The 15,016-nt window shown below is 63.8% G+C and carries 11 protein-coding genes; 5 read left to right on the forward strand and 6 right to left on the reverse strand.

From position 1 onward, the window contains the following. Window positions 1-459: 459 nt before the first annotated feature. A complete protein-coding gene (otsB, locus tag M5I08_RS19815) occupies window positions 460-4,089 on the reverse strand; it encodes a trehalose-phosphatase (protein WP_249763409.1) in 3,630 nt (1,209 codons plus the stop codon). A gap of 146 nt (window positions 4,090-4,235) precedes the next feature. On the opposite strand from otsB, the gene M5I08_RS19820 reads away from it, so the two are divergent. After that, window positions 4,236-5,408: an ISL3 family transposase gene (locus M5I08_RS19820; protein WP_249762922.1), complete on the forward strand. Its 1,173-nt coding sequence runs from the start codon at window positions 4,236-4,238 to the stop codon at window positions 5,406-5,408. On the opposite strand, the gene M5I08_RS19825 is transcribed toward M5I08_RS19820, so the two are convergent. Further along, window positions 5,290-6,270, reverse strand: coding sequence for an Acg family FMN-binding oxidoreductase (locus M5I08_RS19825; protein ID WP_219069911.1), 981 nt, complete (start codon window positions 6,268-6,270; stop codon window positions 5,290-5,292). The two genes, M5I08_RS19820 and M5I08_RS19825, sit on opposite strands and share 119 nt — an antisense overlap. 196 nt (window positions 6,271-6,466) lie before the next feature. Here M5I08_RS19825 and M5I08_RS19830 point away from each other — a divergent pair, with 196 nt between their 5' ends. Then, a complete protein-coding gene (locus tag M5I08_RS19830; RefSeq protein WP_219069913.1) occupies window positions 6,467-7,957 on the forward strand; it encodes a bifunctional aminoglycoside phosphotransferase/ATP-binding protein in 1,491 nt (496 codons plus the stop codon). Between the two features lie 220 nt (window positions 7,958-8,177). On the opposite strand, the gene M5I08_RS27340 is transcribed toward M5I08_RS19830, so the two are convergent. The 4 genes from M5I08_RS27340 to M5I08_RS19845 all read right to left on the reverse strand — a co-directional run bounded on the left by M5I08_RS27340 (window position 8,178) and on the right by M5I08_RS19845 (window position 11,867). Then, window positions 8,178-8,408, reverse strand: a complete 231-nt coding sequence (locus M5I08_RS27340) for a universal stress protein (RefSeq protein WP_440271465.1) — start codon at window positions 8,406-8,408, stop codon at window positions 8,178-8,180. A 41-nt stretch (window positions 8,409-8,449) separates the two neighbouring features. Continuing rightward, complete coding sequence (locus tag M5I08_RS27345; RefSeq protein WP_440271466.1) at window positions 8,450-8,911, reverse strand: universal stress protein; 462 nt, start codon at window positions 8,909-8,911, stop codon at window positions 8,450-8,452. Window positions 8,912-9,301: 390 nt separating this feature from the next. After that, a complete protein-coding gene (locus tag M5I08_RS19840; RefSeq protein ID WP_219069915.1) occupies window positions 9,302-11,338 on the reverse strand; it encodes an erythromycin esterase family protein in 2,037 nt (678 codons plus the stop codon). A 97-nt stretch (window positions 11,339-11,435) separates the two neighbouring features. Then, window positions 11,436-11,867 (reverse strand): Hsp20/alpha crystallin family protein, encoded by a 432-nt coding sequence (locus M5I08_RS19845; protein ID WP_219069917.1) that lies wholly within the window; start codon window positions 11,865-11,867, stop codon window positions 11,436-11,438. A 204-nt stretch (window positions 11,868-12,071) separates the two neighbouring features. Between M5I08_RS19845 and M5I08_RS19850 the strand changes: the two genes are divergently transcribed. The 3 genes from M5I08_RS19850 to M5I08_RS19860 are packed head-to-tail and all read left to right on the forward strand — an operon-like array spanning window position 12,072 to window position 15,013. Beyond that, window positions 12,072-12,971, forward strand: a complete 900-nt coding sequence (locus tag M5I08_RS19850; RefSeq protein WP_219069919.1) for a universal stress protein — start codon at window positions 12,072-12,074, stop codon at window positions 12,969-12,971. A 48-nt stretch (window positions 12,972-13,019) separates the two neighbouring features. Further along, a complete protein-coding gene (locus M5I08_RS19855; RefSeq protein WP_219069921.1) occupies window positions 13,020-14,204 on the forward strand; it encodes a site-2 protease family protein in 1,185 nt (394 codons plus the stop codon). Continuing rightward, entirely contained in the window at window positions 14,201-15,013 is an 813-nt protein-coding gene (locus M5I08_RS19860) for a universal stress protein (RefSeq protein ID WP_219069923.1), read from the forward strand. The genes M5I08_RS19855 and M5I08_RS19860 overlap by 4 nt, the downstream gene beginning before the upstream one ends. Window positions 15,014-15,016 lie beyond the last annotated feature (3 nt).

Raw genomic sequence — 15,016 nt, forward strand, 5'->3', positions numbered from 1 at the left:
GCATTAGCTCGCACAGATGCGCCGCGTCGACGATCGCCGCACGCCAGTCCCGCGGCCCGCCGCGATCGCAGAACGCCTCAACTCGGCCACGCAGCCACTGATCCGGGGAGAACTTCGGCACCATGGTGAGCAGGTCGAGCGCGCGAAGCGCCGCCCAGCCGATCGTCAAGGTCGGGTATCCGCCGCGCTCGTCCTGCAGGCCGCGTAGCCAATCGCCGGTCTGCCGAGTCGCGGGAATGTCGACGCCGAGCAGCTTGAGCAATTCGAGCGCGGCCAGCGTATCCGGAGCGTTAGGCTCCTCGACGGCCCATTGCGGTGTGCGGTAGAAGCAGTAGCCCCCTTCGGGCGTGCGCCGCCCGAGCACGTACCGCGCGATCGCCGCCCGGTCGAGGCACGCCGGCCCCGTCAATGTGTCGTTCGGCGCCGGCATTGCCTCGGCGTTCATCATTCGCAACCTCACTAGCAGAACTCGATGGTGTGTCCAGGCATGAGGCGCTGGACGCGGCCCCGGTATTCGATGTCGAGCGCGTTGGCCTGTTCTGAATCCGAGCTGATCTTTGCTTGGCGCCCGCTGACCTCGAGGTGAAGGCGATGACCGCGGTACCTGAGCGGAAAAGTAAGCTTCCCAAGCGTTTCGGGCCACAGCGGATTGAGCACGATCCGGTCGGCGCGGAATTCGAGACCCGTGAAGCACCGCTGCAGCAGATCGACGCTGCCGGCCATGGCGGCCAGGTGAATGCCCTCGGAGGTGGTGCCTCCCTGCACATCTGCGATGTCGGAGAACAGGACCTGCTGAAAATACTTCATGGCCCGTTCCCGGTCGCCGCGGGCCAAGACCCAAGAATGCACAATGGCGCTCAACGTGGACCCGTGTGAGGTGCGGGATCGGTAGTAGTCAATGGTTTTCGGGATCTGGTCGGGATCGAACCGGTAGCCCAGCCGGTTGAGCAATTCACGCAATTCGTCGGAGGAAAGCAGGTAGAACAGCATCAACGCATCAGCCTGCTTGGATGCCTTGTAGTGGTTGACGTTGTCGTTCTCGGCTTCCAGAATACGGTCCAAACGCTGAATGTTGCCGTATCGCTGGCGATATGCGTACCAATTCAGCTCGGCCAGTTGCTCATAACCCTCGAACTGGCTGATCACGCCGTCGTGAAATGGGACGAACATGCGTCGGGTTACGTCGTCCCACACGTCAAGTTCCGGGCCATCTACGCCCAGCCTTTCCAGCAGATCGAGCCGGTCCGACAACGGCAGTAGCTCAAGGGCGTCCATTGCGCGGACGATTACCCAAACCGCCATCACGTTGGTGTAGGCGTTGTTGTCGATGCCGTCGTAGACCCGGCCGGGGTAGCCCGAGTGGAACTCGTCGGGTCCGATGACCCCGCGGATCACATAGCGTCCACGCGCAGCATCGAAGCCGGCCAAACTCACAAAGAAGCGAGCGATTTCAGCCAGCATTTCGGCACCGTAATCGACGATGTAATCGACGTCGCCCGTCACCTGATAGTACTGCCAGACGTTGTAGGCCACGGCGATGCCGCTGTGGTGCGCGCGTGCGCTCGGATCGGGATTCCACCTACCCGAACGCGGGTTCAGGTGCAGCTGCTGGCTTTCCTCACGACCATCACTGCCCGACTGCCAGGGAAACATCGCGCCGCCATAGCCCGCTTCTCGGGCGGCCCGGCGAGCCTGTGGCAGTCGCCGATAGCGATACTGCAGCAAGGATCGGGTCACCGCGGGGAGATGAATATTCAGTGCGGGAAAGACGAACAGCTCGTCCCAGAAGATGTGACCGCGGTAGGCCTCACCGTGCAGACCGCGCGCAGGTACCCCGACATCCAGATCGGCGGTGTTCGGCGACAGCGTCTGCAGAAGATGCAGCAGGTGCAGGCGCACAATCCGCAGTTCGTCAGAGTTGCCACCCATGTCGATGTTGAATCGTTCCCACAGGTGTGCCCACATGAGCGAATGGCCGTGCAATAGTTCGCTGATCCGGCCCAGACGGTGCAGCTGCCGCTCAGCCTCGTCCGCCGGTTCTGATACTGCTGGGTCACGCCCGGTGGCAAGGGTGGCGACCTTTTCCAGCGTCACCGATTGCCCGACTGCCATGTCGACCGCGATGTCGTGCCCGATGCGGGCCGCATCCTGCACAAGCCGGTAGTCCGCCCACACCGGTGCCTCATCGCGCCACACAGTTGCTCGCACGGCCACCGCGACCGGTATCTGGGATTCCACCGTGGCAACCCCCAAAAGCACGGAGTCATCGGAGAGCTCACGCAGCTGGGTCACCGTAAGGTGCTTGCTGGAAAGCTCGCGGTAGCGTTCCACCAGTCGGTTCTCGACGTCACCGTGTATGGCGGATCGAAATTCGAGTGTGCCCGACCAGTTTTCGGCCACCACCGTGGTCTCCAAGGCGGCCACGTGGGACAAATGCATCGCCGCGAATCTGCGCTGGGTCACCGCGATGGTACGCCCGGCAGGGTCGCAGAAGCGAAACTCCCGAATCAGCACCGCTCGGCGCAGATCGAGCGTTTGCACATAGGACGACAGCTCGGTTGAGTCGATATCGAACCACGGGCCGCCGTCGATCCGAAACGTCAGCGGCAGCCAGTTCGGCAGGTTGACGAGACTCTCGTTGTCGACTGTGCTGCCGCCGATGCGGTCGGTCAGCCGGTTGTAGATGCCAGCGGCGTAGGTGCCCGGGTAATGAGCCTCCCCCGCCGACGACTCGGGCACGCAGCCACGGGTGGCGAAATGACCGTTGCCCATCGTGCACAGCGCTTCGCGCAGCCTTTCACCTCGGGGCTCATAGCCTACGAAGACGAACGACCATGGATTGCCGGGTTCATCCCGCTCAGCGGTGATTGCTCGCGCCAACCGCTCGATGAATTCGCGGACGGCGTCGGGACCATCAAGGGCGAACCGGGCCGCCGACGGGCGGTCCCCGTCCTCGTCATGCCGCGCGACGACCCCGATGCCGTCGTGGCGTACCGCATCAAACGCATCCTCGTCGGTGAGATCATCGCCGATGTAAATGGGTAGCGGGTCGGGTTCGGCGATCCGGTGCAGGATCCACTCCAGCGTCTTCCCTTTGTCCCATGCAACATTCGGCCGCAATTCGATGACTTTGCGTCCGTTGGTGACCCGAAGGCCGCTGCGCTGCCCGACGCGATGAACGGTGGCGGTCGCCTCGCGCACAGCCCCGGGCGCGGCATTGCGGTAGTGGACCGCGACGGCAAATCGCTTGTGCTCGACACGGACACCGGCGAGGTGCGCGCACCCCTCGCGCAGTTCGGCTGCCGCCTGTTCGAGCGCGTCGACCGCTGATGCGGCGGTCTCGTTGTGGTGGGTGGTGCCGTCGGGGGCTACCAACTCGAAGCCGTGGCTGCCCGCGTACCAGATGCCCGGCAGACCGACGCGGGCGACTATGTCAGCCAGGTCGCGTCCGCTGAGCACGGCGACATCGCACTGTGCGGCTAACGCCTTCAGCGCGTCGGCGGCACCTTCGACCAACGTGGCGGCGCCGGGGTCATCGACAATGGCAGACAGCGTGCCGTCGAAGTCGAGCAGCACCGCCGGTCGTCGAGCGGCAACCACCGCGACGATTTGGCCGTAAGACTGCAGCGCATCAGGAAGGGTAGACATCCGGCGATCCCCGCAGCGCACCGTAACCGCGGCGAGGTCGGTCACCACCACATCGGCGCCGTTGCGGCACAGCTTGTCGGCATGCCCCGCTTGATCGACACCGATAACGAGGGCAAATCCACCGACACGGCCGGCGATTACCCCGTCCTCGGAGCTTTCGATGACGACGCACCGTTCGGGCCGACAATCGAGCCGCCGCGCTGCTTCCAGCAAAACGGCCGGGTCTGGTGCCCCCGGCAGGCCAGATTGGCCGCTGACGACGTCATCGAACGGAACGGCGGAAATGTCGCCGATACCGCCAGCAGCAAAAGCCCGCTTGCAGTCAGCGCTCGATGAATAAGCGCCCGTGCGCATCTGCGCATCTTGCAACTTGCGTGCTAACGCAATGGTGGAATCGAACGCGGCCGTATCAGTCACCGCACCGTCAAGATCGAAGATCACCGCGTCGTAGTAGCGCGGGTCAACCACCACCGGCGCGGCTCTTCTGACATAGTTGTGGGTCTGCGACCTGAAGGGTTTGGGCGCAACGCCGTGTCCTGCTTACGTTTTGGACTGTTGGAGGTTCAAGACGAAGAAGGGGTACGGCGTTGCGCAATTCCAGGGTATTCGCGAGGGCTCTCGGTGGCCAAGACATGGTGGTCGAGGACGTATCGATAGAGGTCGAGACCTCACGCGCCAAGACGCCGGTGAGCAGCGAAGTGCTGGTGTTTTCGGTGCGTCCCAAGGCCTCGCAGACTAGCCGCTGTTCACGCTGCCGCCGCCGCTGCCCCGGATATGACGGCGGAGAGAGCTCGCGGCGGTGGCGCACCCTGGACGTGGGCGCCACCAAGGCATACCTGCAGGCCGCCGCACCACGGGTGCAATGCAGTGAGCATGGAGTGGTGGTGGCTCATGTGCCGTGGGCGCGAGCCGGCGCCCGCCACACCTGGGCATTCGAGGACACCTGCGCATGGCTGGCCGCCCATACCGCGCTCAGCGTGCTGACCGTGCTGTTGCGGATAGCGTGGCGCACCGTGGCGGCGATCGTGACCCGGGTGGTCGCCGACGGTCGCGACACCAACGACCTGCTGGTCGGGCTGACCAGGATCGGTATCGACGAGATTTCGTACCGCAAGGGGCACCGCTATTTAACGGTGATCGTGGACCACACGACAGGCAGGCTGGTGTGGGCTCGTGAGGGCCGCAACCAGGACACCCTGGGGGCGTTCTTTGACCAGCTGGGAACCCAACGCGCCGCGCAGTTGAGCCATGTCAGCTGCGACGGTGCGGAATGGATCCACGCCGTGGTGCGAGCGCGTGCCCCGCAGGCGCTGATCTGCCTAGATCCATTCCATGTAGTGGCCTGGACGCTCAAAGCGCTAGACAAGGTGCGGGCGCGGACCATGACCAAAGCCGGTGTCCGCGACCGGCACGCGATGTGGGCAACCCGCAAAAACCCGGCCGATTTGACCGGCGAGCAACGCAGCAGCCTCGCAGCGATCGCCGACACCAACCGCGCTCTCTACCGGGCGTATCTGCTCAAAGAGCAACTCCGCGAAGTGTTTCGAGTCAAAGGCCGCGCCGGACACCAACTGCTGGCCGGCTGGTTGTCGTGGGCAAGCCACCGGCGCCGTCATCACCATCGCCAAAGACCCGGCTTCGCTATCGGATTTCCAGCACGTCGTCAAGCAGCCGCCGTGGCGTTGCCGCGGGCAGGTCTTCCATGGGCGGTGCGATGCCGACACGGATCAACACTTGTGGCTCACCACGTTCACCGATGAGCCTGCGCACGATATCGCGACTCTCGTCCAACTCGATCAGATGCGTCAGAGCGCAGGTCGCCATACCGGCCATCGTGCACTCCAGCAGCACGGTGGATAAGGCCTCGCCGCAACCGAATACCTCCGCTCGGGCGTCTCCTTCGGTGGACAGCACAAGAACCTTGGAGCAGTCCACAGCGACGTCCGCACGCCGGTCGGCATCGCCCCGGGCGGGGAAATCTCGCGCCAGATCGACGCGCCACCGTTCTGACGTGGATGCCAGCGCCTCCGGAGGTATGCCTTCCGATAGCGCGAACGGCGATGTCCACCACTGCAATTCGGCATGGTAGGAGACGTCGTTTTGGCGCAACGTCTCGGTAAGATAGGAGGCTTTCGCCAATTTCGGGCGCAATTCATCGGAGAGCACATCCAGCATCGCGATGTCGCTGTCGAGGCTGCTGCCCAACACCGGCTCCAACCATGCCCAGAAGGTTGGGCGGCTAAACGGAAGTCTGTCGGTTCGGCGTTGCAGAATTGCCTCCGCGCGCTTGTGCTGCGCTTCGGTGACGAATTCAAGTGGGCTGAACTCGACTGATGCCAAATGATCTAGATCGTTCGGATTTGGGAAGCGCTCGACGTGCGCCTGCCAACCGGCTGCCACCATGGCGACGCGAAGGTGGTCGAGGACAGCCCCGCAACTGATGATCGCCTCCCGGCCGGAACGGTCGGCACGGTGTACCCAGCGGTGCCGATCAACAAACAGGTGCAACACCACGCCCTCAGACACCCAGCGCCAGGGCTGGCTGTTGTGCACGGACGGCGCGCGGCACGCCAGTAGCACCGCCTTCTTAACCACATCGATGTCCGGCATCGTTTGCGGCATGTCAGTTCCTCCACGTCGGTCTGAGATCGACCCTACTGAGGCAAACGTGGGCCGCTAGAGTCGTTAGTCCCGGTGGCCCGCTCCGGCACCGTCTGCGCGGCCGGGACTTTTGGCCCTGGCATGTGGTGACCTTCACCGCCACGACCGTGGCCCTCCGACGCTAGACCCGGCGATTACGCCGGCACAAGATCGTGCCATGGAACATGCCCGTCAGCTCGCTGCAGTGTCCGCGGGACGGATCAGCCCGTATGTAGAGGTGCATGAGACACATACGGGTGTCGTGGTGCTCGTCGGCGACAAGGCTTACAAGGCAAAGAAACCCGTTGTAACCGATTTTCTCGACTTCAGCACCGCCGACCGCCGTGAGCGAGCTTGCGCCCGGGAGGTCCTGCTCAACAGCCGGCTAGCACCCGAGAGCTATCTGGGAGTCGGACACTGGAGCGACCCGGCCGGAGGCCCCGCTGAGCCCATCGTCGTGATGCGTCGCTATCCCGACTCGCGGCGGCTGAGCACGCTCGTCAAACACGGCGCCGCGGCGGAAAGCGAACTGGCCGACATCGCCGAAGCATTGGCGACCTTTCACACCCGCGCGTGCCACAGCCGAGCCGTGGACGCGCAGGGCAAGGCTGGCGCCATCAGCGCACGGTGGGAAGAGAACCTCGCCGAACTGAAAGATTTCGCAGGAACCGTGGTGCCGCTCGAATTAATCGAGCAAGTCGAAGCTTTGGCAAGACAATACATCGCCGGTCGTACAGCGCTGTTCGGGCGGCGCATCGCTGATAAGTGTGTCGTCGACGGGCACGGTGACCTGATGGCCGAAGACACCTTCTGCATGCCCGACGGTCCGGTGCTGCTCGATTGCCTGGATTTCGACGATCGTCTGCGGTACGTCGACCGCATCGACGATGCGGCATTTTTGGCAATGGATCTAGAGTTCCTCGGACGCAACGACCTTGCCGACTACTTCCTGGATACCTACAGCACCGCGGCCAAGGACGATGCCCCGGCTTCGCTGAAGCATTTCTACATCGCTTATCGCGCGGTGGTCCGTGCGAAGGTCGACTGTATACGGTTCGAGCAGGGACACCCCGAGGCTTCGGGCGATGCATCGCGTCATTTGACGCTGGCGCTCGAACACCTAATGGCGGGGGCGCCTCGGTTGGTCCTTATCGGCGGCGCACCCGGAACCGGCAAGACCACACTCGCCCACTCACTCGGCAATCGTGTTGGCGCAGAGGTTATCTCCACCGACGATGTGCGGCGCGAACTGCGACGGCAGGGCACGATAGATGGTGAGGGCGGCCTCCTTGACGAGGGTCTCTATCGGCCGGACCAGGTCGCCGCCGTATACCACGACGTCATCCGGCGCGCACGCTTATCCCTGACCAGCGGGCGGTCCGTGATCCTCGACGGCACCTGGCGAGACCCCCGCCAGCGCCGCCTAGCCCATGCACTGGCCAGCCAGACCGCATCGATACTGCTCGAGATCGTCTGCTGGACGTCAGTGGGCGCAGCGGTCGGGCGCGTCGAGCACCGTGCCGCCGGCGCCTCGGACGCGACTCCGCACATCGCCCGGGCGCTGGCCATGCGTGACGATGCGTGGGAGACTGCCCACCCCATCGACACGAGCCAAGCGTTATGCGATTGCACCGACCGGGCTGAAACGCTCTGGCGCAACGTGCATTAGACCGATATCAAAGAGCAGACCGCCTTCGGCGGCGAGCGCATCCCGCATCGCGGCTTCTGGCACCGGCGACTGGGCTTTGATGACGCTGGGTGTGAAGGCGCGGCGGCGATCGATCACAGGTTTCACGAAGCGACAGCCCCTGCGGAGTCCGGAGGTACTGCAGGGCATCGCCGACAGTTTCAACCACAAAAGCTGAACGACTTTATCTGGATTTTTCTGGCTAACCCTGGCGGGCCACGATGACCGGAACGCGCGCCGCATGGGCAACCGCGGTGCTGACCGACCCCAACAGCATTCCCGCGAAGCCGCCGCGGCCGCGGCTGCCGACAACGACCAATTGGGCCGACTCGGACTCGTCGAGCAGGTGACGGGCAGGGTTGTCGCACACAATCCGGGGATGAATGCTGACGTCCGGATAGCGTTCCAGCCAACGGGCCACACGGTCAGCCAAGGCTTGCGGTGGAATCGGATTGTCGCGTGACCATTGAATATTCAAGACTTGCGGTAGGTCAGCGTCTCTGTAGGCATGCAAGGCAACCAAGTCCACGCCTCGTCGTGCCGCCTCGTCGAACGCGATCTCAGTGGCCAATTCCGACGCCGGTGATCCGTCGACACCAACCACGACGGGAAGATTCGCCAGCTTCGGCGCGGATGCAACGCCGTCACGTCAAGAGCTTGGTCGCCGGCGCTGTCTTCGGCGATCTTGGTCGCCTCGGCGATAATCTTTCGCCCGGTCTCTTCTAGCGCGGGGTCGTCCTCGGCGGGCAGGGGAAGTGGCTGATCGGACAGCAGCCAAGGCGTCGGTCCCCAAGCCGGTGTGACGACGACGTGGACGACAGTGAGCGGCACATCGCGCATCATTGCCTCGTGCGCGGCCCACTGAACAGCGCTATTGGACGACAGTGACCCATCGACCCCAACGACGATGCCCAGATCTGTTGCAGAATTCGGCATTTCGCTGATTCCTCCGTGTGGTCACGACTCAGGCACGCCTCCCGACGTCGATGACGCTAATTTGCTGAGCTGTCGTCAGTCAGGAGGATTTAGTCCCTACTCGACAGGCCGTTCGCCTCTCGGGCAGGTCAGGCGCTCGTTACCCGTTCGCGGATGACGCGTTGACGGTGCTAGGCACAAACACTCACGGCAAGTGCGGCCCAGAACTACCCTCAACAGCCCCAAACGCGACATGCCCCGGTGGCCATGCCGTTGCCGACACGAAATAGCCAGTGGTGTCAGCTGAATCAACGGCCTTCACGGTGTCGGATTCATCGTCAATGTCACTGATCGCGGCCCGGTTTCCGTTGGGCGATCTGGGTGTGCTCACCGTGCCGCTTTCGGCCCTAGCTAGAGGCCAGTCGGGTAGGTTTCGGGTGTCTCGCCCGCAATCCATTGGCTGGTCACTTCGAGCGGCTCGAGTGCCTCCGTGTTCTCGATGTGAATCATTGCGTCGAACTGATCCGCCGGGCGGACATGGAAGTAGTGGCTTTGTCTTTCAGTCGCCGGCAAATAGATCACGCCGATCGCGCGGCCCAATCTGACCATGTCCAACGCCGCGCCCGCGGCGCCGCCGGATGACACGACGAACGCTGGGTTCCCGGTCTCGTGGAACAGCTCCTCGACGCTGCCCGGCAATGCAGGCCGAACCATCTTCCGTTCTGCCACGCCTCCCCATTCGCTGGCAGCAGTCACGGTGCCGCTGTAGGTGCTGAACCCAATCAGCCGACAGTTGTCGCGGTAGCGTTCGCGGACGAGTTGGCCCAAAGTCAGCTGGCCGTCCGCGGACACCTCGGTCGCCCGGGCGTCACCGACATGGGAATTGTGCGCCCACACCACGATTCGTGCTGGTGTCGCGCCAGGGCGGCGGTCCGAATGGTCCAGCAGCGCCTGCAGCGTCCGGGCCATGTGCTGATCGCGTAGGTTCCACGATGTTACCCGTCCGCTGAACATCGCCCGGTAATACTGTTCGGCGTCGCGCACCACTTGTGCGTTCTGTTCCGCGTAGAACAGTTCGTCTTCGGCGAGCAGCCCGTCGCGGCGAGCGTAGCGCAACGCGTTGCGCTGCACGTCGACCAGTTGATCGATGGCCTCCTTTTCACACGACAGGCCGGCGCCGAATGCTGCCCGGAACCCGTAGGCCTGGCCGTCATCGGCGGATGATGCATGGTCGAAACAGGCGTAGCGGGCTCGCGCGCGGGCCGCGGCAACCGGGTCGATTTTTTCGAGATAGCTGACCACCTCGTCCATCGACCGATGCAGACTGTAGAGATCCAGCCCGTAGAAACCGGCTTGGCGGCGATGCTGCGAACTAGAGCGCCGATTGTGGGCCCGCAGCCATTCGACGAAGTCACGGACCACGGTGTTGCGCCACATCCACGACGGGAAGCGCTCGAACCCGCGCAACGCCTCCGTGGCGGTGGTGTCGGTAACCTGCCCGCGGACGTACCGGTTGACCCGGTAGGCGTCCGGCCAGTCGGCCTCCGCGGCCACCGCGCAGAACCCCTTCTCCTCGATCAGCCATTTGGTGATCTCGGCTCGGGCCCGATAGAACTCCTGGGTTCCATGCGAACTTTCACCGATCAGCACAATCCGCGCGTCACCGATCAACTCGGACAACATTTCTCGTGGTGGCACACCGGCCGGGGCGTCGACGGCGACGCGCCGGAGGACGTCGGCTGCTGTCTCTGCGGCGAGGGCCAGCGCCGGCCCGCTCGTCGGGGTTGCGAGCAGGGTACGGACCTCCTCGTCGCTGACCTGGCTGAAGTCCCAGAACGATGCGCCTACCGCCAGAAACGGGGTCGGCATCGATGCGCAGACCATATCGTCGACTAGACCGGCAAATTCGCGACAGGTGGACTCCGGCGCCGCGGGCACCGCGATCACGATTTGTGCCGGTTCCGCCTCGCGCAAAGCCTGCACCGCGGCGAACATGCTGGCACCGGTGGCCAGCCCGTCGTCGACGAGGATGACGGTTTTTCCGGTCACGTCGGTCGGCGGGCGACCGTCGCGATAGGCCGCTTCTCGTCGGATCAGCTCACGCCCCTCGCGTTCGGCGACGTCCCGCAACTGTTGAGGGCTGATCCGCAGGCCCCGCACCACGTCGTCGTTCAGCACGACGCGACCGCCACTGGCGAGTGCGCCGGCCGCGAATTCCTCATGCTCCGGCACACCGAGCTTGCGCACGACGAATGCATCGAGCGGCGCGTGCAGTGCGGCGGCGACCTCCCATGCGACCGGCACTCCGCCTCTGGCCAGACCCAAGACCACGACGCCGGGCCTGTCACGATAGGCCTGGAGTAAACCCGCCAGCACCTGGCCGGCCTCACGACGGTTGCGAAACAGCCGGTCTGGCGTGTCCTTGCCGAGGATGACCGCTCTACTCATTTTGACAAGTCCTTACTGATTCGCGGGTCGACAGGTTGATGTGCGGCGGACCCGCAGCCGAAAGCGTGTATTGCTGCGGGTCCGCCTCGCCATCTGGTCAGTTGGCCGACGCGATCGGCACGTGCTTTTCGGCTGGCTTGGATTGCTTGACGGCAACGGAAACCGTCAGGATGCCCTTGTCGTACGTAGCTTTGACGTCGTCTTCGTCGGCACCGGCCGGCAGCGACACAGTGCGGACGAACGAGCCGTAGGAAAACTCCGAACGTCCGTCGAATTCCTTCTTCTCGCTGCGCTCGGCCTTGATCGTCAACTGGCCCTCGTGCAAGGTGATGTCGATGTCCTTAGCCGGGTCGACGCCGGGGATCTCGGCACGGACTTCGTAGCGGCCATCCTTCATCTCGTCCTCGAGCCGCATCAATCGAGTGTCGAAAGCTGGGCGCAGTCCAGTAAACGACGGGAATGCGGCGAACAGCTCAGAGAACTCGGGAAACAGTGAGCGGGGCTGACGTCGAACGGGAAGGGTACTCATATTGGCCTCCTGCTGAGGGTTTGGGTTACTTATATTGACGATTCCAACACGCGGTCCGGCGCCGTGGTAGGGACGGAAGTCCTGCGTTTGTGGGGTCATTTGCCGGCATGCGTTCCGGCAGGATGTTGGGACTAAAGACTCCTGCGCGGCGCCTATCAGATTCCTAGTGTTGGCAGCAACGAACCCGGCAACAGAAGGACAGCAATGCCCCAGCGCTTGGAACATCAGGGAATTGTTGTCGGCGTCGACGGATCGCCGTCATCGGACATGGCGGTGCGCTGGGCCGCACGTGAAGCGGGGATGCGCAACGTTCCGCTGAGCCTCGTCCATGTCATCGAGAGATCCCCATGGGGTTTGTTGGCCTTGGGCGGGGGCGCTGTTGCACCTCCGTCAGAAATCGGTGAATCGCGGAAAACAGAAGGCGAGGAGATTATCTCGGACGCAGTCAAGCTCGCGAAGGAGAGCGTCCACAACGGGAGTCTTCCGCAACTACACGTCGAGGTGTACTTCTCGGCACCCGGTCCGGCGCTTTTCGATCTATCCACTCACGCGCAAATGATGGTGGTCGGCTGCCGCGGGCGCAGCAAGGTGGGTCGCGTTTTGCTTGGATCGGTGAGCACCGGGCTGATCCATCATGCGCGTTGTCCGGTGGCCGTGATCCACGACGAAATACCCCTTGCGCCGCACGCTTCGCAGCTGCCGGTGGTGGTCGGTATCGACGGGTCGCCTGCCTCGGAGCTGGCGACCGCGATCGCTTTCGACGAGGCGTCGTGGCGAGGTGTGGAGCTAATCGCTCTGCACGGGTGGTCCGACGCACACGTATCCGACATTCCCAGCATTGAGTGGTCGGCGCAGCAAGCGGTCGGGGAGGAAGCCTTGGCGGAACGCTTGGCCGGCTGGCGAGAACGCTATCCCGACGTTGCCGTCCGGCGTCGGATTGTGTTGGACGCTCCGGCTCGTCATCTCCTCGAGGAGGCCGAGTCGTCACAGCTCCTCGTCGTCGGCAGTCACGGTCGCGGCGGATATTCCGGCATGCTGCTGGGATCGGTGAGCACGGCCGTGGTGCAAGCGGCCCGCGTGCCGGTAATCGTCGCCCGACAGTAGTGATCAGAAGACAGAGATCTGTTCCCCCACCTTTTTGGAGGTCCAAGCATGGGCGGCATCCCGTTAGGGCGTATCGCAGGGTTTCCGTTACACGTCAACTGGAGTGTGCTGGTCATCCTATGGCTGTTTACCTGGAGCCTGGCGTCGACTCTGCCCACCACCGCCGCGGGTTATTCGCCAACGGCCTACTGGGTGGCCGGTGCGTGCGGCGCCACCGTGTTGCTGGCATCCCTGTTGGCCCACGAGCTTGCGCATGCGATTGTGGCCCGACGCGCCGGTGTCAAGGTTCTCGGTGTAACGCTGTGGATCTTCGGAGGCGTCACCCGTCTGGGTGGTGAAGCGAAGACACCGCAGACCGCGTTCCGGATTGCGGTGGCGGGCCCGGCCACGAGCCTGCTACTGGCCGCGTTATTTGCCGGCACCGGTGTGGGATTGCGGGCTTTGGGAGTAGGGCACATGATCCTCGGCGTCGCTTGGTGGCTGGCTGGGATCAATGCGCTGCTGGGCATTTTCAATCTGATGCCCGGTGCGCCGTTGGACGGTGGTCAAGTTCTGCGGGCGTGGCTCTGGCGCCGCCACGGCGATCCGATGCGCGCTGCCGTAGGCGCTGCGCGGGCGGGGCGCACCCTCGCTTTCGTCCTGATCGCGTTCGGGCTGCTCGAGTTTCTGGCCGGAGCTATGGTCGCCGGCGTATGGCTGGCGTTCATCGGCTGGTTCATCTTTACCGCCGCGCACACAGATGAGGCGTCAGCGCTGACCCGGAATGCGTTGACGGGTGTACGTGTCGCCGAGGTAATGACTCGCCAACCGCATACGGCGCCAGCCTGGATCACCGTGCAGGACTTCATCGAGCGTTATCTGCTCGGCGACCGGCATTCGGGCTATCCGGTGAAGGACCGTAATGGGTCGATCTCGGGGCTGATAACACTGACCCAGTTGCGTCAAGTGGAGCCGAGTAATCGCTCCAGCACCCTTGTCGGTGATATCGCCATGCCGTTGAGCCAGGTCCCCATCGCAACACCTGACGAACCGGTCACAACGCTGCTGGAACGGCTGGCGTCCGGTCACGGCAACCGTGCTCTTGTTGTCGAGGGGGCGCTTGTCGTAGGCATCGTCACCCCAAGCGATCTCACTCGTCTGGTCGACGTGTACCGGCTCGCAAAGCCCGACGTGACCGTCGCGCATGGTTACCGACGCCCTTCTGAAGGTGGCGGAGTACGGAGGATACTATGAGCGACAGGCGAATTCGGCCGGCTGTCATCGTCGGCATAGATGGTTCACAGGCGGCGGTCCATGCCGCTGAATGGGCCGCAGATGAGGCCCTCGGCCGTGCGATCTCGTTACTTATGCTTGCGATCATCAAGGCCACTCATCCCTCCGCGGAGGACTACCACCGCGACGTCGCACACGCCGAGACATCGCTTCACGCGGCGCGACTCGCGGTCGAGGCGATGGGAAGACCGGTCAAAGTCGAAACAGATATTCTGCGCGGGCCAGCGGGTGCCATTCTGGTTTCCGAATCCGACGATGCCGAAATGATCTGCGTCGGATCTATCGGGATCGGTCGCTATTCTCGGGCGTTGTTGGGTTCGACCGCAACCGAAGTCGCAGAAAAGGCTCATTGCCCGGTCGCGGTAATCCGCTACCGACCGGACCGGCCAAGCCCGGACATCAACTGGATCGTGGTGAAGGTCAGCGACGCGCCCGGACGCGATACAGTCATCGATCAGGCGATGAGGGAAGCACAGCTGCGCAACCTGCCAGTGCTGGCTATCGGCACTGCGCAAGCAGAGGCGGCCGAGGCTCCGTCTCACGAACTCGACAACCGTTTATGGCCATGGAGGCGGTGGTATCCGGACGTCCACATCTATCCCGTGGCAGCGGGCGGCAACGTTGCGCATTTCCTCAAGAGCAACGATGACCTGGTCCCGCTAGCTGTCATCGGCGGCGCCGACGCGGGCCAACTTGCGCAGATCGTCGGGCCGCACGATCATCCCGTCTTTCGGCATGCCCAGTCCTCAGCGCTCATCGTTCGGGAGTGAAGC

The organism is Candidatus Mycobacterium methanotrophicum, assembly GCF_023515995.1.
In the GTDB taxonomy this organism is placed as follows: Bacteria; Actinomycetota; Actinomycetes; order Mycobacteriales; family Mycobacteriaceae; genus Mycobacterium; species Mycobacterium methanotrophicum.

Coding starts and splice junctions, on each gene's coding strand:
- M5I08_RS19850 (WP_219069919.1), top strand. CDS start 12,072: ATGCCCCAGCGCTTGGAACATCAGGGAATTGTTGTCGGCGTCGACGGA.
- M5I08_RS27345 (WP_440271466.1), bottom strand. CDS start 8,911: ATGCCGAATTCTGCAACAGATCTGGGCATCGTCGTTGGGGTCGATGGG.
- M5I08_RS19830 (WP_219069913.1), top strand. CDS start 6,467: ATGGAACATGCCCGTCAGCTCGCTGCAGTGTCCGCGGGACGGATCAGC.
- M5I08_RS19855 (WP_219069921.1), top strand. CDS start 13,020: ATGGGCGGCATCCCGTTAGGGCGTATCGCAGGGTTTCCGTTACACGTC.
- M5I08_RS19840 (WP_219069915.1), bottom strand. CDS start 11,338: ATGAGTAGAGCGGTCATCCTCGGCAAGGACACGCCAGACCGGCTGTTT.
- M5I08_RS19825 (WP_219069911.1), bottom strand. CDS start 6,270: ATGCCGCAAACGATGCCGGACATCGATGTGGTTAAGAAGGCGGTGCTA.
- M5I08_RS19860 (WP_219069923.1), top strand. CDS start 14,201: ATGAGCGACAGGCGAATTCGGCCGGCTGTCATCGTCGGCATAGATGGT.
- M5I08_RS19845 (WP_219069917.1), bottom strand. CDS start 11,867: ATGAGTACCCTTCCCGTTCGACGTCAGCCCCGCTCACTGTTTCCCGAG.